We start from the raw sequence: 18984 nt of genomic DNA, 5'->3' as shown, positions 1-18984 counted from the left end.
CATCCAAAATGCCCGCCTCTTTTTTCTTCACCGCCTTTTTGCCAGCACCACGCCGAATACCGTGCCGGTGACGCCGCCCACCAGATGCATGAAGTTGGCCACGTTGTCCCGCAGGGCCACCATGGCGTACACCTCCTGCCCCAGATACAGGACCGCCGCCAGAATCAGCGTCAGGGGGATGCGGCCGTCCTTCATGCCCGCCAGGGAGGCCAGCATAATCAGCATGAACACAATGCCGCTGGCCCCCAGCAGGGCGGAGCCGGGGAAGAACACGCATTGCAGGATGCCGGAGACCCCCGCCGTCAGTAGAATGCCGGCCAGCAGCGTCCGGCTACCGTACTTCTCCTCCAGCGGCGGGCCGATCACCAAAAGCAGCAGCATATTGCCCAGGAAATGGTCGAAATCCGCGTGGCCCAGCACATGGCCGAACAGCCGCACATAGAACAGCGGATCTGCCAGGGAGGAGCGGTAGACACAGAAGGCGTGCAGGGTCGTCCATCCTCCGGTGATCCAGTCCAGCAGCAGGACACCCAGGGACAGCAGGAAAAAGGTCAGGATCACCGGAGAATTGTATTGCAGCTTTTTCATGGCGCGCTCCTCCCCGCCGGCCGCGGCGGTGTTGTTTTTCCCATCTTACCACAGATTCTCCGGCGGCGCAATTTGAAATGGCCGAGGCGCGGGAAAGAGGTTTCTTTGGGGTGGAAGCTGTGCTATAATCAAAGTCTCACCACGATTTCATGACACGACGAAGGGAGGGTGCCGCAATGCACCCATATACGGCCGCAGACACGCTGCGGATCGCCAAGCGATACAACAACCCCAAGCGGAGCTACCTGCTGGTCAATCCCCTGCAGGCCAAGCACATCCCTGTGAGCCCCGCGGCGGCTCTGGAGATGATGGGTGCCCTGGGGGACCAGGTGGCCGCCAAGTACCCGGAGGCCCGGCTGGTCATCGGCTTTGCCGAGACGGCCACCGCCATCGGCGCCGCCGTGGCAGCCCGGCTGGGGCCGGACTGCCTCTATGTCCACACCACCCGGGAGGCGTTGGACGGAGATTGGATCCTCTTTCGGGAGGAGCACAGCCACGCAGCGGAGCACCGGCTCTGTGCCGACCAGCTGGCGGACTGGATCGACCGCAGCCCCGCCATCGTATTCGTGGATGACGAGTTCTCCACCGGGCGGACCCTCATCAACATGGTCCAGCAGCTGCGGGAGCGGTATCCCCGGCTGGGCGAGCGGCGGCTGGCAGCTGCGTCCATCCTCAGCCGGGTCTCTCCGGAGAACCAGGCCAGGCTGGCAGAGGCCGGCATTGCCTGTGAGTGCCTGGTGCGGCTGGAACATCAAGACTATGAGCGGATGGTGACCGGGATCCCTGTAAAGGAGGCGGCTCCCCCTGCCCAGGGCCCCCTGCCGGACCTGCGGACGCTGTACACGGCGGAGCCTCTGCCGGACCCACGCCGTGGTGTGGCCGTCGGCTGCTATACGGACTGCTGCCGCGCCGCCGCGGAAGAGCTGCTGTCCCGCCTCCGGGAGGAGCTGCCGGACCAGGGCGCCCTGCTGGTGCTGGGGACCGAAGAGTGCATGTATCCTGCCCTGACGGTAGGGTCGCTGGCGGAGCAGACGGGTCTCTGTGCCACAGTACGCTGCCATGCCACTACCCGCAGTCCCATCGGCATCTGCCCCGACTCTGCCTACCCCATCCGAAACGGGGTGCTGCTGCCCAGCTTCTACGGTGGGGACCGGAAGACATATCTCTATGACCTAGCCGCCTATGACGCCGCTCTGGTGGTGACGGATGCGCCCGCGGCGGTGGACGGGACCGCCTGCACCCGGCTGGCGGCGGCCCTGGGGCAGCTGGGCTGTCCCCGACTCTATCTCTGCAGAATTTGAGAGGATCTTATGTTCAGCACATATCAAAGTCAGGATGTGACCATCCTGCTGAAAGACATCACCGGCCTGGTGACGCCCCTGGGCACCCGGGAGCGGGAGGCCAGGATCCAGAGCGGTGTCCACTACTCGGAGATGCTGCCCCTGGAGTATGAGCCCTCCCCGGCCTATCTGGCCGCCTATCACGACGCCCTGGAGCGGTACGCCGGCATCACAGCGGAGGCTGTGGCCCGGGCGGCGGAGCAGATCTGGGAGAGCAGGGGAAGGCAGTGCGCCCTGGTCTCCCTGGCCCGGGCAGGGACGCCCATCGGCATTCTGATCCGCCGCTATCTCCAAGGCCGGTACGGTGCCGACCTCCCCCATTACACCATCTCCATCATTCGGGGCCGGGGCATCGACCGCAATGCCATGGCCTATCTCCTGAACCGCCACGCCCCTGGAGATATCCAGTTCGTGGACGGCTGGACCGGCAAGGGCGCCATCCAGCGGCAGCTGGACGCAGCCATGACGGACTACCCCGGCGTCTCGCCGGGGCTGACAGTTTTGTCGGACCCGGCCAACGTAGCGGCCATCTGCGGCACCCATGACGATTTCCTCATCGCCAGCTCCTGCCTGAACTCCACCGTGTCCGGCCTGTTGAGCCGGACGTTCCTCCGCGGCGACATCATCAGCCCCGGGGACTTTCACGGCGCTGCCTTCTACCGGGAGCTGAAGGACCAGGACCTGACGTACCAGTTCATCGACACCATCCAGGCCCATTTCCCCGCCTGTGCCGACGCCGTTCCCCCGCCCCGGCGCAGCGGCCGGGCCGGACTGGAGGAGGTGCACCGGATCGGGGCGGACTTCGGCATCCGGGACATCAATCTCATCAAGCCCAGCATCGGGGAGGCCACCCGTGTCCTGCTGCGGCGGGTGCCCTGGAAGGTGCTGGTCCACAGCCTCCGAGACGAAGCCCATCTGGGGCACATCTACCAACTGGCCAGGGAGAAGGGCGCGGAGCTGGTGGAGTATCCCCTGGAGAACTACCGGGCCTGCGGCCTGATCCGGGACCTGGCGGACACATAGCCATGGGAACGATTCTGTTTGCCAGCGACCTGGACAACACGCTCCTCTTCTCCCACCGGCACCGGCAGCCCGAGGACCGGTGTGTGGAGCGTCTGAACGGGGCCGAGCAGGGCTTCTTCACCCGGGAGACGCCAGACCTGCTGCCCCAGGTCGTCCAGCGGGTCCATCTGCTGCCCATCACCACCCGGTCCATCGAGCAGTACCAGCGCATCCAGTGGCCGGACGGCACGGCGCCCAGGATTGCCCTGACCGCCAACGGCGCCGTCCTGCTGCGGGACGGTCAGGTGGACCGGGCGTGGTACGCCGCGTCCCAGGCGCTGGTCCGGGACCACCGGGAGGCGCTGGCCGCGGTCCTGGATCATCTGACCCGGCAGGGCGGGGCCACCTCCGTGCGGTGCGTGGAGGGTGTGTACGTCTACGCCGCTTATCCGGACATCCCGGCGGCGGAACGCGTGGCCCGGGATTGGTGCGGCGGCTCCGCCCTCCAGGCGGTGGTCTCCGGCCGGAAGGTCTATTTCTTTCCACCGGGGATCGACAAGGGGACCGCTCTCCGCCGGGCGGTGGAGCGGTTCGGCCCGGAGCGGGTGATCGCCGCCGGGGACAGCGTCATCGACGTGCCCATGCTCCGTCAGGCGGACCTGGCCCTGATCCCGGACGCGGAGCTGCTGCCCCGGCTGCCCCGGGAGCGCACGCGGGTGTGCGGCAGGGACTGCCGCTTTCCCGACTTTGTACTGGAGAACGTGCTCCGCTATGCCGCCTCTCTGGAGAACACTTGATTTTTCCACCCAAAGATTCTATACTGAGGTTATCAAAATAAGGGGAGGATCTGTCTATGAGCGAGTATTCCGGCAACATCCGGGATCTGCCGGTGGTGACCGGCGGACACTTCATTGAAAATTCCACCAAGAAGATCGTCTTCGGGCCTGACGGCCGGTTCTGGAACGACTATGTGATGCGCCTCTTCACTCTGGAGCCGGAGGCCGAGAGCAGTGTCCACTCCCACCCCTGGCCACACTGGTTCCTCTGCATCCAGGGGGAGGGCTATTTCCTCATCGACAAGGAACGGGTGCCCCTGGAGTTCGGCACCTGGGTCCATGTGCCCGGCGGCGTGCGCCACAACTTCGGCAATACCGGCAAGGGGCAGCTGATGGCCCTGTGCATCGTGCCGCCGGAGGGGGATGTGAATCCCCTGAACGGGTGCTGAACCGTTTGCCTGACCCTGCCAAAAAGAGACCGGACAGAAATCTGTCCGGTCTCTTTTACCGTGTGCGATTAGAAATAATGCCCAAAAGCTTCATGTACAGCGGCATTTGCCGGTATTCCCGGTGCGCCGGATCATGCGGGAATCGCTGTGCCCGTTCCGGCCCCTTTCCGGGGAGCCTGCCAAATCACTCTGCCTCGAAGCCCCATGCCTTTTCAAAGCCATCCCGGGTAGCACCGGCAATGCGGCCCGGCATCTCGGCGCTGCCCACCAGAATGGCGTTCAGTCCGGCGGCCCGGTAAGACGCCTCCATGGCCTCCTGGCTGTGGGTGCCCATGGCCAGCACCACGGTGTCCGCGGCGATGGTCTTGGTCTCACCGGTAGCCATGTCCTCCACGGTCACGCCGGTATCAGTGACGGCAGTGAGCCTGTGGCTGGTGTAGACCTCCGGATCATAGGGCTTGATACGGCTGTAAATGTCGTTGAACACCACGCCGAAAATCCCCTGGCCCACGGTGGGGTTCATCTCCACCATGGCGAGGCTGTGGCCCTGCTCCAGGATCATCTCCGCGCACTCCAGGCCCGTCAGGCCGGTGCCCACCAGCACCACCTTGCCGGTGCAAGGGGCCTTACCCAGGATGACGTCCTCCGCCAGCACGGCCTTGTCGATGCCGGGGATGGACTTCGGCACCACCGGCGGCGCACCGGCAGCCAGAAACACCCCCACGGGGTGCAGGGCCGCCACGGTCTCCGGCGTGGCCTCGGTGTTCAGCTTCACGGTGACGCCCAGCTCCCTGGCCTCCAGCGCCAGCACGTCGGTGACGTCCTGGAGGTTGGCCTTGTGGGGCGGCAGCTTGGCGATGTTCAACGTGCCGCCCAGGGCGGCCTCCTTCTCCAGCAGCGTCACGGCGAAGCCCCGCTTGGCCAGGATGACGGCGCACTCCAAGCCGCCGGGGCCGCCGCCCACGACTACCACGGGGCGGCTGTTGCCGTTCTTCTGGAGGTCCTGCCAGCGGTAGCGGTACTCCCGGCCCAGCCGGGGGTTCAGGGAGCACTCCACCGGCATGGCGTTGCCCAGCAGCCGCTCCCGGCAGTACATGCAGCCGATGCACTTACGGATGCTCTCCGGCTTGCCGGCCCTGGCCTTGTTCATGAACTCCGGGTCCGCGAACTGGCTGCGGCCCAGGGCCACGAAGTCGCTGACGCCCTCCTCCAGCAAAGATTCGGCGAAATCCGGGTCCTTGATGGTGTTGGTGGCGATGACGGGAATGGACAGCGCCTCCTTGAAGGCCTTGGCCACGTGCTTCTTCCAGCCGGGGGTGTAGGAGAAGGGCTCGCAGTTGGCGTTGCCGTTCCAGGAGCTGCCATTGGAAATGTTGATGCAGTCGATGCCCTGGGCCTCCAGGTGGCGGCCGATCTCCAGGCCGTCCTCCAGCGTGAGGAAGCCGGGCTCGTCGGTCATCTCGTCGCCGCAGATGCGGACCGAGATGGGATACCGCCCCAGCTTGGCTCGGATGCCGGCGATGATCTCGTCGATGAAGCGGCAGCGGTTCTCCAGGGAGCCGCCGTACGCGTCGGTGCGGCGGTTGTAGTACTTGCTGAAGAACTGGGCGATCAGATAGGAGTGGGCGCCGTGGAGCTCCACACCGTCATAGCCCGCCTTCTTGCAGCGGATGGCGGCGGCGATGAACTTCTCCTGCACCCGCTTGATGTCCTCCAGGGTCATCTCCCGGGGCACCTCGCCCCCGGGCGCCATGGGGACACCGCTGGGGCTCAGGTTCTGCCGACCGGTGAAGGCGCTTTTGGAGGTGGCGCCGCCGTGGTGGAGCTGGGCGAAAATCTTGGCGCCGTAGGCGTGGACGGAGCGGGTCAGCTCCTCCGCCTCCTGGACGTTGTAGTCCTGGGCCATCCGCAGGTTGTGCTGGGTGGGGATGGAGTCCACGTCGTCCACTCCGGTGTACTCGTTGATGATGAGGCCGATGCCACCCTTGGCCCGCTCAGTGTAATAGGCGATCAGACGGGGTGTGGCGTTGCCCCGAATGTCCGCCAGGTCTGTGCCCATGGGGGACATGACGGCCCGATTCCGGATGGTGAGGCCGCCGATGCGGCCAGGTTCAAAGAGCTTTTTGTACGCCATGGGTCAGCCCTCGAAATTGCGGTTGTGGCTGAAGTGACCGGGATTGGCCACTGGGGCGATGGTAGAAACCCAGCGGTTGGTGTAGTTGAAGAAGCCGGCCACAAAGGCGGCCTCCAGGATCTCGTGGTCGTTGAAGCCCGCCTTGCGCAGGTTCTCGATCTGGGTCTCGTCGATCTCGTCGGCGTGCTTGGTGACATACCAGGCATACTCGCACAGGGCATACTGCTTCTCCGTCAGCAGATCCTTGGCGGAGCGGAAGTTGTAGCAGAGCTTATCCACCAACATGGGATTCTTGGTATAGCCCCGCAGCGCATCGCCGTGGGTGGTCAGGCAGTAGGAGCAGCAGTTGATGGAGGAGACTACCACGCCGATCATCTCTTTGTCCGCGTTGGTGAGGTAGCAGGTGTCCGGGTTGAACAGGGATCCCTTGAAGTCCAGGAAGCCGATGTACTGGGATGCGTTCAGAGGCAGGACCTTGAACAGGTTGTTGATAAAGCCCCAGTTCTTCTCCATGGTCTCCACGTTCTCGTTAAAGACGGCATATTCCTTGTTGGTCATCTCATTGCGGTTGGGCTTTTCCAGCCGGGAGAGCTGTTCATCAAATTCCAGTGCCATAGTGCGATCCTCCTGTAAAAATAAGCTGGTTTCATGATAGCATAAAAACGTTTGAGTGTAAAGAAGCGCAGGCGCGGCAGAGTGCAGCTCTGCCGCGCCTGTTGGGTCCGGATCAGTCCACCGGGCAGATGGCGAAGCATCTAGTGGGGAATCCGGTGCCGTCCTTCAACTTGGGAAAGCCGATGACAATCAGGCTGCCCACGGGCGGGACCTGGTCCAGATTCCGCATGACCTCAATCTGGATCCGGTCCACCTGGAGGATGTACTGCTCACCGGGATAGGGATAGGCGCCCTCCTTGGTGGTGACGAAGCCGGGATCGGTGTCCGCCGGCTCGTGGCCGATGGCTCCGATGTTCCGCTCCTCCACCAGCCACTGGATGGCCGCCTTGTCCCAGCCGGGATAATGGGGCACGCCGTTCTCATCGGGATTGTCCAGGTTGGGCTTTTTGTACCAGTCGGACCGGAAGGCCACGAACGCTCCCTCGGGGATCCTGCCGTACTGGGCCTCCCAGGCCTTCAGGTCGTCCACCGTCAGCATGAAGTCGGGGTTGGCGGCGCACTCGGCGGACTTGTCGATGACCACCAGGGGATACATCAGCTCCTGGACGGTGATCGCGCTCATGTCCCGGCCGCTGCCCCAGAAGTGCCGGGGCACGTCGGTGTGGGTGCCGTACTGGCTGGCCACGCTGTACTGGATACAGCGCATAGGGGCCATCATGTCCTCAGGCGTGCCCTCCGCATAGTCGAACAGCAGGTCCGCCTGCAGGGGCTTGAAGCCGAACCAATGGGGCGTCTCAGGACTCAACTCATGGGTCAGGTCCACCCACTTGTACTTGGGGGACTTCAACTCTTTGATCTGCTCCCACAGTGTCAAATTCGCCATAACGTGTTTCCTCCCTTTCATGTGACGGGGTATGCTTGTCTCCAAACGCGGTATGCGTCTCGATAGATGCAGTATACAGGGAAATCCCAGAATTTGCAATCTGCGAAGTGTAAAAAAATATTGTCCGCGCCACAAAACCATTTGTCTTTTTCTGCTTTGATGTGGTTTTCAGACAGCAGCCCGCCCAGTCTCTTCCGGCGCAGAGAAAGGCCGCCGCCCGTAAGGGCAGCGGCCTTTTTTCGTTGCGCTATCGCTCCGGCGGTACCGCCAGCTGGAAACTCTCCCAGGTGTATTCCGCCGCCTCCACCTGGCCCCAGGTGTACCCGGCGGCCTCGCACTCCGCCCAGGTGAGATAGCGGAAGTAAAACTCCACTTCCAGGTGACAGGGCAGGATGTCCAGAATGATCTTTCGGATCTGGTCGAAGTCCTCCGGCTCCCCGGCCACCTCCGGGAAAATCACCCGCAGCTGTCCCCCGCCCATCTCCAGCGCCCGGGCGCGGATTCCGCAGCCCCGGATCGTCCGGTCGATGGCCGCGGGCGTCAGGCTGTCCCCGTCAATCTGCAGAAGGGCCGCGATGGCGGCCCTCCGGTCCTCTGCCGTGACGGCGGCGGGGCGGCGGGCAAACAGGGCCTCCCGCCGGGCCAGCCCCTCTCCCTCCGCCGTGGCAGTCAGCGCCTCCCGCTCGATCTCCTCCAGCCGGCGGCTGACTGTGTCCAGCCCTGTTCCCAGTGCGCAGACGGCCGCGCCGCTGGCGGAGTGCTCTTCCAAGTCATAGATTCCCAGCGGTGAGAGCAGGCTGCGCAGGTGCGCCTCATACATCGTCGTCCGCCTCCATTTCCGTCACCGTCACCCGGCCCAGCATGGGCAACGTTCCGTCCTCCGCCGCCAGATCGGCGGCAGGGGCCAGCAGGCGGTAGTTCTCCACGCCCTCCACGTGGTACAACAGGTCCCCCAGCTCCGCCAGCAGTACCGGCCCGCCCAACCTGCGGCCGCTGAAAAAGCTCGCCAGAGCCTGCTCTGCGGCGGCCTTCACCGCGGAGAAGTCCGCCCCCTCCCGGACGGCCAGCTCCGCGGACACGTCCATCTCCACCGCCGCCGGGGCCTTGACCTGCACGTCCACGGCGATCTCCCGCCGCTCCTGCAGGTCCGCCTGGACCGCCGCCAGCAGTGTCCCATTCGGCAGTCCGGCCGCCGTGGCGATGTATACATCCACTGTGCCGATCCCCCGGGCCCGGCCCACTGCCCGGGCTGCCGCCACGCCCTCATGGCCCATGGCGGTCTGCTCGTACCAGGCCGCGTTGGCCCCGTTGGGCAGCCGCTGATAGCTCTCCAAAATCCGGCTCCGCAGGCTCGCGTCGTCCTCCTGGTCACTGCCGCCGGTAAAGGGCGCCGGATTGGTGCATCCGGTGATCCCCACCGGGCAGGCGGTGAGGATCACGATGGTCCCCGCGGCGGCATTGCCGCTCCGCCCAGGCTCCAAGGCCTCCGCCGGAGCATCCACGGACAGCTCCCCTGCTGCCAGCACCGCCTCCGCCGTGGTTTGGAACCGGGTCTCTCCCTCCGTCATGCAGGCCGTTCCGGCGGCGATGCTCAGAGCCGTGGACGGCGCCCGCTCCACAGAAAAGCGGAGCGTTCCCACCGCCTTCGTGGCCGCCGTCCGGGCGATGCCACGCATCTGGGCGTGGTAGTCCAGATACACGCCCCGGGCCGTCTGGGGAAAGCTCTGGTCCAGCACCCACTCGCTCTGGATGCCCAGGGCCTGCAGCTCCGCTGCCGCAGCGTACAGCCGCACGGCCAGATCGCAGTCTGCCTCCGGTGTGAAGCCCGCCCGCTGGGCGAAGGCCGCCAGCAGCGTCTGGTAGATCTCCTCTGTCGTTTTCAAACAACCGCTCCTCTCACGATACCTCCACGGTGACGGACAGAGCCTCTCCCTGCCAGGTGAGGCCGACCGTCACCTGTGCCCGGCCGCCGCCGGATTCCGTCAAAATCACCTGCTCCACCGTCAGCCCCGGTTCCGCCGCCAGGGCCTCCGCCACATATTGTTCCGCCGCGCTCTGCCGTCTGGCGGCGGGCAGCTGTCCCAGCTGCCACAGCCGGCTCCCCAGCTCCGGCAGGAATGGGAAGGTCCCCCGCCGCGCTGTCAGGCGGAAGAGAACCTGCTCCAACAGGGCCTCCCGGCCCTCGGTCCGCCGCAGGCCACCGGTCCCGTCAGGCACATAATCTCCATTCCGCAGGGAAAGTCCCATCTCCATCCCCCCTCAGCTCTCGCAGGGCGCATAGGGCTCCCCGTTCACCGTCAGGCTGCCCTGGATGCGCACTTTGCCCTGCAGCTCGATCTCGCCGCCGCTGCGCAGGTACACGCTGTTTCCGCCGGGGGTGAAGAGATAGACCTCCCCCGGTCCCATGCCTTCCGGGATCAAAGCCTGCTGCTGTCCTGCCACGCACTGCTCCTCCCCGCCAGGGCCACCTTTGATAACCAGTACCGCAGCGCCGCTCTCCGGCATCCACACATAGCCGCCGGGGCCATACACTGGAAGCGCCCGTACCTCCCCCCGGGTGACCACGCCCACGCTGTCTCCGGTGATGGTGGTCATGCCCAGATCCGCGTCCGCCGTGGGCGCCGGCGCTTTCATCTGTCTCGATAGCCACATCTCATATCCGCTCCCTCAGTATCAATGTACAGACCTCTCCCGTCTCCGGGGAGGCCGTGTTTTCCGCCTCGGCCACCCGGTACTCGCCGGAGAGGCCCATGGCCTCCAGTTCCAGCCGGACCGTGTCCCCGGGAAACGCCGGGAAACACCCGGCTAGCCCCAGCTCAATGGTCAGTTCCTCCTCCCGGGACCGCCGGATCTGATACTCCCCGGTATACCGCATGGCAGCCCAGGTGCTCTGCCCCGGGGTGTAGACCACCCGGCGGCACTGGCCGCCCCGGTCCAGCATGTCCCGGTTCTGCACGCTGTAGGACACGTTCCGGGTCTTGTCGATGACCAGCACCTCCGTCAGCACACCGTAGTGGTCCTCCCGCAGGGTGCAGGAGAGGATCGGGCTGGTCCCGTCGATGACGATCCGCCGCCCGTCGTCCCGCTCCGGCGCCGCCACCAGCAGCCCGTCCCGCCGGAAGCGGGGCGAAAAGCCCCCATAGGTCCGGCAGAAACCCTCCAACGCCTTCCACTGACTGGTGCCGGCGGCCACGGTGTAAACAGAGTCCGCCGACACCGGCGCGATCTCCGCGCTGGAAATGCCGTAGGGCGCCGCATGGCACCGGACGATCTCGGCCAGCGTGGCTCCCTGGTACGTCACCGGCCGGGACTCATTGTCCAGCAGCCGGGCGGCGTATCCCCGGCCGCAGATGGTCACCGCCAGTCCCGCCGCCGTCAGCTTCACCTCGTACTCGTCCACGATGCCCCGCAGCAGCACCCCGCCGTTCTCGTCCAGCGCCAGGAAACCCGCCGCCAGATGCAGCAGCTCCGCCATGGTCCTGTCGTACACGCAGGTGACCTCATAGCTGTCGCAGGGCACGCCGCCGGTGTAGGTGATATTCCAGCGCAGCAGCACCGGCAGCTCAAAAATCCGGTGGTCGCTGGTGATGATCCGTCCTCTCATGGTATCCTCACCTGATCCCCCGGGTAGATCAAGTTGGGGTTCTTGATCTGGGGATTGGCTGCGATCAGGGCGGTCAGCGCCACGCCGTACCGCCAGGCGATCCCCCACAGGGTTTCTCCTTTCCGCACTGTATGGACGGCACCCCAGCCTCCGGCGGGAATCTCCGGGTCCGTTCCGCCCTCTGGCTCCCCTTCTACGGGCACTTCCACCAGCCCGCCGGAGGCCGTGCTGTCCTCCCAGAAGGAAAAGCGGTAGCGCACATAGTCCGGCAGCGGCTCCTCCATCAGCTCCAGGGTCACGAAATAGGCGCTGACCGTCCGCCAAACCGGGTGCACCAGCAGCCCCGGCCCGGTCTGGTCAAAGACCTCCGCCAGCGTCTGGAACTCCTCGTAGGCCCGCTCCCCTGCAAAGGTACCCTCTCCCCGGAAAATGCGGTATGTCCGCCCCAGATCCTGCAGGTACCAGCCCCCCAGGGGGATCTTGTGGGCTGCTATCTGCCGCCGGTACTCCACCGCGCAGCTCTCCGGGTTGTGAGGCCAGGTGTAGTCCTTATAGCGCATGGGTTTCAGCAGCAAATTCTCACCTCCTCAGTCATACAGCGGGAATCCGCCGTCATACCGGCGGGCGTCCCGCTGCACCGTGCGGGACAGCGCCCTGGCGCTCTCCATCATTCCTGCCGCGCCGGAGTCCCGGCGTCCCGGCAGAAAATAGAACGTCTCCTCCGCTTCGCCTCCGCCGGGCATTGTTGCCCCGCCTCCATCAGACAGACCGCCATCCTCCGTCATGGGATTCCGCCTCCCGGCAGAATCGGCGGTCTCTCCGGTGCCAGCCGGTCCGAAGGCGGCCGTATACTGCCATTCTGCACGCTTCCGGGCCAGGACCAGCCGCAGCGTCTCCCCCGCCGAAGTGGGGCCAGTCTGCCTGTCGGCCCCAGCGCCCGCGAAGCTGTTCCCACGAATCTCCCATCCGCCGGTCCCAGACGCCGTCCCGTCCGTCTCCCATGGGGCAGGCGCTGCCGGAGACGTTCTCTCCGTGGCCGGAGAGGCGGCTGCGGTCTCCGGCTCTTCCGCGCTTCCGCCGCCCAGCATCAGCCGCCCCAGGGCGGTCCGCTGCCGCAGCAGCATCTCCCGGATGTATTCCATCTCAGCCCTCCTTCAACGCCTGGAACCGCCCCTGATCAAAGTCCCGGTTCACCGCCGCCGGAGCGGGGGAGGGTTCCTCCCCCGCCAGACGGCGCAGCAGTGTTTCCATCTCCCCGGCGGTCAGCCCGACCAGGACCGCCGCGCCGTCGGGGAACACCGGCTTCCCCTGGCGCAGGCAGCTCTCTGCCAGCACCTGGGCGTTGCACAGCAGGGCGCGTTCCAGGGGCTCCTCTGCCAGCTCCCGGGTCCCCCGCCAGATCTCCAGCAGCCGCCAGGCCGTGGGCGGCCGCAGCTCGTCCAGTTCCTCCATCATGCCGTGGTCTCGATCCGCTTGGAGGCCACCACGGTCACCTTCTCTGCCACCATGGCATTCAGCTGGCCCTCTTCCTGAATGGCGCTCCACTGGCAGCTGCTGTAAATGACCTTCCGGTCCGGCTTGCAGATCACCAGGGAGAAATCCCGCAGGTCATAGAAATTGATGCCGTCCGTCACCGCGTCCTCAGTGGCGTACAGCCGTGTCAGCTCCAGGGTGTACTTCCGCTGACCCTCGATGGTGGCCACCGGCTCGCTCTCGCCGAACGCCTCTACGCTCTGGCTGGATTTGCTGGCCCGGGCGGTGTAGCCCTGCACCACCGCGATCTTTCTCCCATCCAGCTCCAGATAGATGTCCGCGCTGGTGGGAAATCCCGTTGCTTCCATGCCGTCTCCTCCTTACACCGTGATGTGGACCGTCAGATAGATCTGATTCAGCCCGTGGGCCACCGCGAAGCTGAACTCCACCAGACACACGGTGGGGTCATCCTCCGAGGCCGTCACCGTCACCTCGCCATAGCTGTCGATGATCTCCTCGGCCACCTTCTTCTCCAGCTCCACAATTACCTGAGAGCGGATGGCGCTGCGGCTTTGGGCCGTGTTTTTGGCCCGGGCGAACTTGCTGCGCAGGGCCTGCCGTACTGCCGGGATCACATCGTCCACGATCAGGATGGTGGTCAGCTCCCGCCAAGTGGTGTCCGCTGCACCGCCGGTTGTGGTCCGGGTGGTGATCCCCCGCACCGGGGATACTGTGCCCGCCGTGCTCTCCAGGGGCGTCACGCCGCCCCGCACCAGCAGGTCGATGTCATTGTCGGTGTATGCGGTGCCCAGGCCCCCCAGCCCCCGGATCTCCGCCCCGTTGAGCGGCACTCCCGGGTCCCGTCCGGAGGCGATGACCCCTGCCAGGGCCGCTGCGGCGAACACGCCGGGCAGCGTCTTCCCGCCGCTGTCCAGGGCATCGGGCCCCACCAGCACCATTCGCTCGCTGTTTAGCGCCGCCGCGTGGGTCACCAGCTCCGCTGCCGACTCACCGTCGCCGCCCACCACGGCGATCCGCTCCATCCGGGCGGCAGAGGCATCCTCCACCGCAGTCCGCAGCGCCTGCTGCACCGTCTCCTCGGCGCTGTCGCACACCAGAATCCGGGCCTCCTCCCCGCCCAGGGCCGCGAAGGCGTCCTGGTAGTCCTTCACCGCGCCGGCCTCCGCCACCCGGACCGCCGCCACAGTGGAGGCACCATTGGCAAACAGCAGCCGCAGGATGGTGCTCATCCCCGGCGTATCCGCTGCGTCCTCGCCGAAGGCCGCCACGCCCGCGGCATAGCCCGTCAGGGTCACCACCTCTCCGGCGGTGCCCTTCACCGCCTTGGCCGCCACGCCAATGACCTTGGCGGCCCGCCCGGCGGATACCACCGTTGACGCGTCATAGCTGGAGTACACCCCCGGCCGCTCATGCATTGTCTCGCTCAAGTGGTCACTGCTCCCTTCAATCGAAAGTCCAAAAATACCGTGTCGCCCTCTTCCGCCCGGGCCAGGAAATACGCCCGGCACCGGAGCCTTCCCCGCCGCAGGAACAGCCCTGTCTCCCGCTCCCAAGTCAGGGCTTCCCAGTTCAGCTCACCGGGGCGGATGCCGGCGGGCAGCCTTCCCAGCAGCACCTCCGCCGCCGTCTCACAGCCCTGTTCACAGTCCGCAGCCCGCTGTCCCCGGATCTCTATGGAGATCACCGCCTCCAGCTGCTTTCCATACAGCTCCCGCGGTGCGCCGGCCCCGGTATCGAAGACCTCGCCCAGATAATTGCAGAATCCCACGGTCCGGCTCTCTGCGGTCTCCACAGCCACCGCTGCCACCGGGCAGCCATACCGCCTGGCCCGCTGGTCCGGGTAGGCGTCCAGCGCCGCCACCCCCTCCGCCGCCAGGGCGGAGACCACTGCATCCCGGATCTGACTCAGCTCCCGCATTCCGCCGCCTCCCGCTCCTGTTCCAGCGCCGCCCAGTAGTGGGACAGCGCGTTACCAATGTAGTAGGGCCTGCAGCTGCGCACCCGGAAGCGCGTGGCCTCCCAGGCCAGGGCTTCCCCCTCCTCCAGGGCCGTCTGCCCCAGATACAGCCACAGCCGCCCATCCACCCAGCCGATGGAGGTAACGTCACTTCGGGCCCGTTCATCCCGCTCCGTCATCGGCTGTAAAAACGCCCGCACGGTCCGCTCTCCGTCCGCCGTGTCCACGGTGACATCCTGTCCATATCGCTCCAGGACCTGCCGAACCCAGTCTGTCATCCTCTCACTCCCCGAAAGCAAAAATCGTCCGGCACCGCAAAGGGTGCCATCAGCTGTTCCGCCGTGCGCCGCAGGCTCTCCGCCAAAGCGCAGCTCTCCGCCGCGCCGCGGATCCGCACGGACACGCTGCCCGCCGTGAAGCCGGACACGCCTTCACCGCCCCGCGCCGCCGCCAGGTCCGCGGCGGCGGTGAAGGCCACGGCGCAGGGGAACGCCTTGCCGCAGTCCTCCGTCGTCATTCCCGGCCGCAGCCGCTTCTCCCACTGCTGCTCCGCCGCCTGACAAAGCAGTTCCAGCAAAGCCTCTTCCGCCTCCCCGGCCCCGGAGAGTTCCCGGGCCAGGGTCAGGGCCGTCTCCTGTGTCCCACTCATACCACCAGGACCTTGGATGCCTCCGTGAACAGCTTGGCAAATCCGGAGATGGAGGTGATGGCCGCCCGCTCCAGCTGGCGGTCAATGAGCTTGTCATACTCCACCGTGATCTCGCTGCCGCAGATCTGCTCCAGGGCGTAGTTCCTGTCCAGGCCGATCAGGATCCCCGCCGGCATGGCAGAGGTCCGCAGCAGTTTTGCCCCCAGGGGCGTGGTCAACGTGCCGGTGCCCTGGAAGTTCAGCCCCGTCAGGGGATTCTGGAACTCATCCAGCTTCAGCATGGCCAGCATCACGTCGCTGCCCACCAGCATGGTGTTCATGGTGTAGGGGTCGAACTGGCTCCAGAACTCCAGCAGGGCGTCATAGGTCAGCGTCCCCTTGGTTCCGGTGATAGGCTTCGTGCCGATGGTGTACTGCTGTGCGGCATTCTGATTTCCGTCACCGTTGCGCAGCACCTCGATGGCGTCCTCCAGGTGCATCCGGCCGATGTAGGCGCCGATCTGCCGCAGAGTCACAGAAAACAGGTCCAGCCGCTGGAACCGGATAGCCTCATAGGAGGCTACCAGCATCCGCCCCCGCTTGTAGAGGTGCACCAGGTTCTCCTGGGTGCGGACGGTGGTCTCCGGGATCCGGGCGCCCTCCTCCACCCGGCGGAGCTTTTTGTCCTCCTCGCTGGGCACGGAGGCGATGGACCGGTAGTCCATGCCGTCGAACTTGGTCACCGTGGCGGTGATGGCCGGCAGGATGCTCTCTTCCTCCATCCCCTGCCGCACCACCCGGGAGACGAACTCCGGGAACAGCACGGCGGAGTCGGAGGTGTGGAAGAACTTCTCTACCATGTCGCTGCCCGCGCCCTTTACATGGATGTCAAAGCGCTTCAGCTGCCGCTGAAAGGCGTCCAGCCCCTCCAGAGGCGTACCCCGGTAGTGTTCGCTGGGGTCCAGCTCCTCCAGGGCCTGGGAAAAGCTTCGGCTGCTGCGGCCGTACATTCCCTTTTCCAGCTTGATGTTCTCAAAATGATATGCCATCGTCTCTCTCCTCCTCACAGTACAAAGGTCACGGTCTTGGCGGTGGTGTCCACATCCACCACCAGATAGGTGCTGCCGTCCGCGTCCGCCTGGACGCCGCCCTCGCCGTCGGCGCTGAGGCCGCTCCAGCCCAGGGCCGGTGCCGCTCCTTCTGCCGGTACGGTGTACCCGGCGGTGACCATGCCGCCCAGGGCCACGGCGCAGGCGTCGCCGCCCCGGCCGACAGAAAGCACCATGCCGCAGAAATCGTCGCCCGCCGCGCAGGCGGCCACCGTGCCGTTGGCACTGACCTTCACCAGCTCCCCCTCCGCCAGATCATCACAGGCGAAGGTGGCGGCCCACTGGCCGATCCCCTCATAAGAAAGCTTCATGCTTCATCCTCCCTTAGATCAGAAATTCTGTCTCGTCCTCTGTTTTTGCCGCTCCCCGGCTCCGCAGCTGCGGCACAGGCGGGAACCGGCGGGCTGCCTGGGCCCCGTAGACCCGCTTCAGCTCCAGCAGCTCCGGCTCCTCCAGATGCTCCGCCGCCTTGGCCAGGGCGCCGCCGTCCATGCTGTCGTCCGCCAGCATGGCAAGCCGCGTCACCTCCCGCCGCAGCTCCCGCAGGTATTTCCGCCCCAGCTCCGCCTGGGCCCTCAGCTGTGCCATCCCCTGGTTCTCGTGGCCGTACCGCTTCAGGACCCCCGCCTTCCGCTGGGCTGGCACCGCCACGAAGGACCACTCGTATGCGTCGGTGGGATCCCGCAGCTCCAGGTAGCACAGCTGCTCCCCGTACCGCTGCCCTGGCGTGTGCTGGCAGGTGCCGCCCTCTGCGCCGCAGATGGAGCACACCCGCCGGGCCACGCTGCACCCTACGCTGACCTCCCGCTTGATGCCTCCCTCGATCTCCGCGATCAGATCCGCGTTTTTCTCCGTCCGCAGCAGATAAGCCCAGGCCTTCAGCCAGCAGTAGCCGTCCCCTACCGCGGTCACCTGGGCGCCCTCCCGCACCATCTCCGTCCGGTAGATGCGGGCGGTCTGCCCCTCCGCCGTCCACTGGTGGTCAAAGATGCCGCTCTTCCCCACGAACAGGTCGCCCAGTGTGTTGAGCGCCGCCGTATCGAACCGCTCCCAGTCCCGGTCCACCTCGTTGTCGCACAGTCGCAGGGAAAAGGTGTACACCTCCTCTGCCCGCAGGGGTGACTTGGCAAAGCGGTTGATCGCCGCCAGCTCTGCCTCCGCCGGCACGCCTCCCGTTGCCTCCAGATTTTTTTCGAGTTCTTTCATACCTCTCTCCTTGTATGGAACGCGGCCGCCTCCGCCGCGTCGTTCTCAAGCCGCAGCTTCCGCGCCTGCTCCAGATAGAGGGCCGCACGGGCGTCCTCCACCTCGTCCTGGAGGTTGATGTCCTCCCACAGGACTTCAAAGCCGCAAGTATACCCGTGCATCCGCAGCCACAGCCGGCAGATCCGCTCCACCACCGGCGTAATGGTCCGCCGGATGGCCGTGATCTCCGTGGTGAGCATGTCCGCCTGCTGGGAGCTCATCCGCTCCGTGGAGCTCCAGCTCAGTCCCAGCATAAAGGGCGGGATCCCCGTCTTGGCCACCACCTGTTCCAAAATCTGCCGCACCGGCACCTCGCTGTCCAGGACGGGCGCGTCAGCGCCGATGACCTGGATATCCACATCTCCCACAGCCACAAAGTCCCGCACGCTGCCGCTCCTGGTATCCTGCATGGCCCGGGACCACTCTCCTGCCAGCATCCGGCTCCGCTCCTCCGCTTGGCCGTTTCCGCCGTCCCGGCAGGTGACGGCGAAGCGCAGGCTGCCGCATCGCTCCCAGTTAATCCCGATGGTGTGGTAGATCTTCATCAGGATATCCGTCAAAAACGGGAGCCCCCGCAGAAGGGACACGCCATAGGGGCTGTCCGCCTCAGGATTCAGAGGCGTGAACAGCAGCAAGTCCTGACAGGGCAGCGGCCCCATCCGCCCCTGCTCGTCGGGGCCGCAGATTGTAAATGCCAGGGGATGGTCTCCCTCCCGAATCTCAATATCCTCCACCCGGCCCCACAGCACGGCCGCAATCTCCCGGTTCCCTGCTGCGGGCACGATCTCCCCGATGGCTCGCCCGCAGGTCAGCAGAGCGTCCAGGTAGCCCTCCAGAAAGGCATTGACCCCATACTGCCCCCGTCCGGCCGGGACCGTGCGGAGGAATTCCCCCAGCCCCCGCTCTGCCGCCGGGTCGGAACAGGCCGCCGTCACACCGCCCACCATCCGGATCAGCTTGTAGATGGCGGCGTCCACCACCGGCACCGCCTCCCGTACTGCCCGGTACAGCCGGATCTCCCCACTGCGCATGGGCACATACTGCCCCAGCAGTCCAAATGGGTGGTGTCCCGCCTCCCGCAGCTGGACCGACGCTCCCGCCGGCGCCGTCTGTTTCCGAAACCACTTCAACTTCCAAACCTCCCGTCCATTCCTTACCGC

At 65.9% G+C, this 18984-nt stretch carries 25 protein-coding genes; 4 read left to right on the top strand and 21 right to left on the bottom strand.

Annotation, left to right across the window (positions count from 1 at the left end; genetic code table 11):
- Window positions 1-27 precede the first annotated feature (27 nt).
- Window positions 28-588 (bottom strand): rhomboid family intramembrane serine protease, encoded by a 561-nt coding sequence (locus DN611_RS03295; protein WP_119310638.1) that lies wholly within the window; start codon window positions 586-588, stop codon window positions 28-30.
- Between the two features lie 176 nt (window positions 589-764).
- Here DN611_RS03295 and DN611_RS03290 point away from each other — a divergent pair, with 176 nt between their 5' ends.
- From DN611_RS03290 to DN611_RS03275, 4 genes are read left to right on the top strand one after another with little or no spacing between them, the layout of a single operon-like run.
- Window positions 765-1889 (top strand): phosphoribosyltransferase domain-containing protein, encoded by a 1125-nt coding sequence (locus DN611_RS03290; RefSeq protein ID WP_119310637.1) that lies wholly within the window; start codon window positions 765-767, stop codon window positions 1887-1889.
- 9 nt (window positions 1890-1898) lie between these two features.
- The gene (locus DN611_RS03285; RefSeq protein ID WP_119310636.1) at window positions 1899-2951 is read left to right on the top strand and encodes a cysteine protease StiP family protein; all 1053 of its coding nucleotides are present in this window, start codon (window positions 1899-1901) and stop codon (window positions 2949-2951) included.
- A gap of 2 nt (window positions 2952-2953) precedes the next feature.
- Window positions 2954-3727 carry an HAD family hydrolase gene (locus tag DN611_RS03280; RefSeq protein WP_119310635.1) on the top strand — a complete coding sequence of 258 codons (774 nt, stop codon included), beginning with the start codon at window positions 2954-2956 and terminating at the stop codon, window positions 3725-3727.
- A 56-nt stretch (window positions 3728-3783) separates the two neighbouring features.
- Entirely contained in the window at window positions 3784-4155 is a 372-nt protein-coding gene (locus DN611_RS03275) for a cupin domain-containing protein (protein WP_021748532.1), read from the top strand.
- Between the two features lie 184 nt (window positions 4156-4339).
- Here DN611_RS03275 and DN611_RS03270 read toward each other — a convergent pair whose 3' ends face one another.
- From DN611_RS03270 to DN611_RS03175, 20 genes are all read right to left on the bottom strand, one after another.
- Entirely contained in the window at window positions 4340-6289 is a 1950-nt protein-coding gene (locus DN611_RS03270; RefSeq protein WP_119310634.1) for an oxidoreductase, read from the bottom strand.
- 3 nt (window positions 6290-6292) lie between these two features.
- A complete protein-coding gene (locus tag DN611_RS03265) occupies window positions 6293-6904 on the bottom strand; it encodes a peroxidase-related enzyme (protein WP_021748530.1) in 612 nt (203 codons plus the stop codon).
- Between the two features lie 112 nt (window positions 6905-7016).
- On the bottom strand, window positions 7017-7787 hold the full coding sequence (locus DN611_RS03260; RefSeq protein WP_036637186.1) for a cyclase family protein: 771 nt from the start codon (window positions 7785-7787) through the stop codon (window positions 7017-7019).
- A gap of 247 nt (window positions 7788-8034) precedes the next feature.
- Window positions 8035-8607 (bottom strand): hypothetical protein, encoded by a 573-nt coding sequence (locus tag DN611_RS03255; RefSeq protein ID WP_119310633.1) that lies wholly within the window; start codon window positions 8605-8607, stop codon window positions 8035-8037.
- Window positions 8600-9670, bottom strand: coding sequence for a baseplate J/gp47 family protein (locus DN611_RS03250; protein WP_119310632.1), 1071 nt, complete (start codon window positions 9668-9670; stop codon window positions 8600-8602). The genes DN611_RS03255 and DN611_RS03250 overlap by 8 nt, the downstream gene beginning before the upstream one ends.
- A gap of 13 nt (window positions 9671-9683) precedes the next feature.
- Window positions 9684-10034: a hypothetical protein gene (locus DN611_RS03245; RefSeq protein ID WP_036628517.1), complete on the bottom strand. Its 351-nt coding sequence runs from the start codon at window positions 10032-10034 to the stop codon at window positions 9684-9686.
- Between the two features lie 12 nt (window positions 10035-10046).
- Window positions 10047-10439 carry a hypothetical protein gene (locus DN611_RS03240; protein ID WP_119310631.1) on the bottom strand — a complete coding sequence of 131 codons (393 nt, stop codon included), beginning with the start codon at window positions 10437-10439 and terminating at the stop codon, window positions 10047-10049.
- A 1-nt stretch (window position 10440) separates the two neighbouring features.
- Entirely contained in the window at window positions 10441-11391 is a 951-nt protein-coding gene (locus DN611_RS03235; protein ID WP_119310630.1) for a hypothetical protein, read from the bottom strand.
- Window positions 11388-11966 carry a SafA/ExsA family spore coat assembly protein gene (gene safA / locus DN611_RS03230; protein WP_309469980.1) on the bottom strand — a complete coding sequence of 193 codons (579 nt, stop codon included), beginning with the start codon at window positions 11964-11966 and terminating at the stop codon, window positions 11388-11390. The genes DN611_RS03235 and safA overlap by 4 nt, the downstream gene beginning before the upstream one ends.
- 12 nt (window positions 11967-11978) lie before the next feature.
- Window positions 11979-12533, bottom strand: coding sequence for a hypothetical protein (locus DN611_RS03225; protein ID WP_119310629.1), 555 nt, complete (start codon window positions 12531-12533; stop codon window positions 11979-11981).
- 1 nt (window position 12534) lies between these two features.
- Entirely contained in the window at window positions 12535-12846 is a 312-nt protein-coding gene (locus DN611_RS03220; RefSeq protein ID WP_025545237.1) for a hypothetical protein, read from the bottom strand.
- Window positions 12843-13232 (bottom strand): hypothetical protein, encoded by a 390-nt coding sequence (locus DN611_RS03215; protein WP_021748518.1) that lies wholly within the window; start codon window positions 13230-13232, stop codon window positions 12843-12845. Before DN611_RS03215 ends, DN611_RS03220 begins: the two co-directional genes overlap by 4 nt.
- Before the next feature lie 12 nt (window positions 13233-13244).
- The gene (locus tag DN611_RS03210) at window positions 13245-14312 is read right to left on the bottom strand and encodes a phage tail sheath C-terminal domain-containing protein (RefSeq protein ID WP_119310628.1); all 1068 of its coding nucleotides are present in this window, start codon (window positions 14310-14312) and stop codon (window positions 13245-13247) included.
- A complete protein-coding gene (locus tag DN611_RS03205; RefSeq protein ID WP_119310627.1) occupies window positions 14309-14803 on the bottom strand; it encodes a hypothetical protein in 495 nt (164 codons plus the stop codon). The genes DN611_RS03210 and DN611_RS03205 overlap by 4 nt, the downstream gene beginning before the upstream one ends.
- Window positions 14791-15120 carry a hypothetical protein gene (locus tag DN611_RS03200; RefSeq protein WP_025545867.1) on the bottom strand — a complete coding sequence of 110 codons (330 nt, stop codon included), beginning with the start codon at window positions 15118-15120 and terminating at the stop codon, window positions 14791-14793. Before DN611_RS03200 ends, DN611_RS03205 begins: the two co-directional genes overlap by 13 nt.
- Window positions 15117-15491, bottom strand: a complete 375-nt coding sequence (locus DN611_RS16630) for a hypothetical protein (RefSeq protein WP_160117395.1) — start codon at window positions 15489-15491, stop codon at window positions 15117-15119. The genes DN611_RS03200 and DN611_RS16630 overlap by 4 nt, the downstream gene beginning before the upstream one ends.
- Window positions 15488-16519, bottom strand: coding sequence for a phage major capsid protein (locus DN611_RS03190; protein WP_119310626.1), 1032 nt, complete (start codon window positions 16517-16519; stop codon window positions 15488-15490). Before DN611_RS03190 ends, DN611_RS16630 begins: the two co-directional genes overlap by 4 nt.
- Before the next feature lie 14 nt (window positions 16520-16533).
- Window positions 16534-16890 (bottom strand): hypothetical protein, encoded by a 357-nt coding sequence (locus DN611_RS03185; RefSeq protein ID WP_021748512.1) that lies wholly within the window; start codon window positions 16888-16890, stop codon window positions 16534-16536.
- A gap of 13 nt (window positions 16891-16903) precedes the next feature.
- Entirely contained in the window at window positions 16904-17785 is an 882-nt protein-coding gene (locus DN611_RS03180) for a hypothetical protein (RefSeq protein ID WP_119310625.1), read from the bottom strand.
- Window positions 17782-18954 (bottom strand): hypothetical protein, encoded by a 1173-nt coding sequence (locus tag DN611_RS03175; protein ID WP_025544329.1) that lies wholly within the window; start codon window positions 18952-18954, stop codon window positions 17782-17784. Before DN611_RS03175 ends, DN611_RS03180 begins: the two co-directional genes overlap by 4 nt.
- Window positions 18955-18984: the final 30 nt, after the last annotated feature.

The sequence above is a fragment of the Oscillibacter sp. PEA192 genome, assembly GCF_003574015.1.
In the GTDB taxonomy this organism is placed as follows: domain Bacteria; phylum Bacillota; class Clostridia; order Oscillospirales; family Oscillospiraceae; genus Oscillibacter; species Oscillibacter welbionis.
The sequence above is the reverse complement of the archived record's forward strand: the minus strand, read 5'-3'. Positions and strand labels throughout refer to the sequence as shown.

Bases quoted from the DNA above. Each gene is read 5' to 3' on its own strand.
- DN611_RS03255 (WP_119310633.1), bottom strand. From the start codon at position 8,607: ATGTATGAGGCGCACCTGCGCAGCCTGCTCTCACCGCTGGGAATCTAT.
- DN611_RS03270 (WP_119310634.1), bottom strand. From the start codon at position 6,289: ATGGCGTACAAAAAGCTCTTTGAACCTGGCCGCATCGGCGGCCTCACC.
- DN611_RS03185 (WP_021748512.1), bottom strand. From the start codon at position 16,890: ATGAAGCTTTCTTATGAGGGGATCGGCCAGTGGGCCGCCACCTTCGCC.
- DN611_RS03260 (WP_036637186.1), bottom strand. From the start codon at position 7,787: ATGGCGAATTTGACACTGTGGGAGCAGATCAAAGAGTTGAAGTCCCCC.
- DN611_RS03265 (WP_021748530.1), bottom strand. From the start codon at position 6,904: ATGGCACTGGAATTTGATGAACAGCTCTCCCGGCTGGAAAAGCCCAAC.
- DN611_RS03190 (WP_119310626.1), bottom strand. From the start codon at position 16,519: ATGGCATATCATTTTGAGAACATCAAGCTGGAAAAGGGAATGTACGGC.
- DN611_RS03285 (WP_119310636.1), top strand. From the start codon at position 1,899: ATGTTCAGCACATATCAAAGTCAGGATGTGACCATCCTGCTGAAAGAC.
- DN611_RS16630 (WP_160117395.1), bottom strand. From the start codon at position 15,491: ATGAGTGGGACACAGGAGACGGCCCTGACCCTGGCCCGGGAACTCTCC.
- DN611_RS03180 (WP_119310625.1), bottom strand. From the start codon at position 17,785: ATGAAAGAACTCGAAAAAAATCTGGAGGCAACGGGAGGCGTGCCGGCG.
- DN611_RS03245 (WP_036628517.1), bottom strand. From the start codon at position 10,034: ATGGGACTTTCCCTGCGGAATGGAGATTATGTGCCTGACGGGACCGGT.
- DN611_RS03215 (WP_021748518.1), bottom strand. From the start codon at position 13,232: ATGGAAGCAACGGGATTTCCCACCAGCGCGGACATCTATCTGGAGCTG.
- DN611_RS03295 (WP_119310638.1), bottom strand. From the start codon at position 588: ATGAAAAAGCTGCAATACAATTCTCCGGTGATCCTGACCTTTTTCCTG.
- DN611_RS03240 (WP_119310631.1), bottom strand. From the start codon at position 10,439: ATGTGGCTATCGAGACAGATGAAAGCGCCGGCGCCCACGGCGGACGCG.
- DN611_RS03200 (WP_025545867.1), bottom strand. From the start codon at position 15,120: ATGACAGACTGGGTTCGGCAGGTCCTGGAGCGATATGGACAGGATGTC.
- DN611_RS03235 (WP_119310630.1), bottom strand. From the start codon at position 11,391: ATGAGAGGACGGATCATCACCAGCGACCACCGGATTTTTGAGCTGCCG.
- DN611_RS03280 (WP_119310635.1), top strand. From the start codon at position 2,954: ATGGGAACGATTCTGTTTGCCAGCGACCTGGACAACACGCTCCTCTTC.
- DN611_RS03290 (WP_119310637.1), top strand. From the start codon at position 765: ATGCACCCATATACGGCCGCAGACACGCTGCGGATCGCCAAGCGATAC.
- DN611_RS03225 (WP_119310629.1), bottom strand. From the start codon at position 12,533: ATGGAATACATCCGGGAGATGCTGCTGCGGCAGCGGACCGCCCTGGGG.
- DN611_RS03275 (WP_021748532.1), top strand. From the start codon at position 3,784: ATGAGCGAGTATTCCGGCAACATCCGGGATCTGCCGGTGGTGACCGGC.
- DN611_RS03205 (WP_119310627.1), bottom strand. From the start codon at position 14,803: ATGCGGGAGCTGAGTCAGATCCGGGATGCAGTGGTCTCCGCCCTGGCG.
- DN611_RS03220 (WP_025545237.1), bottom strand. From the start codon at position 12,846: ATGATGGAGGAACTGGACGAGCTGCGGCCGCCCACGGCCTGGCGGCTG.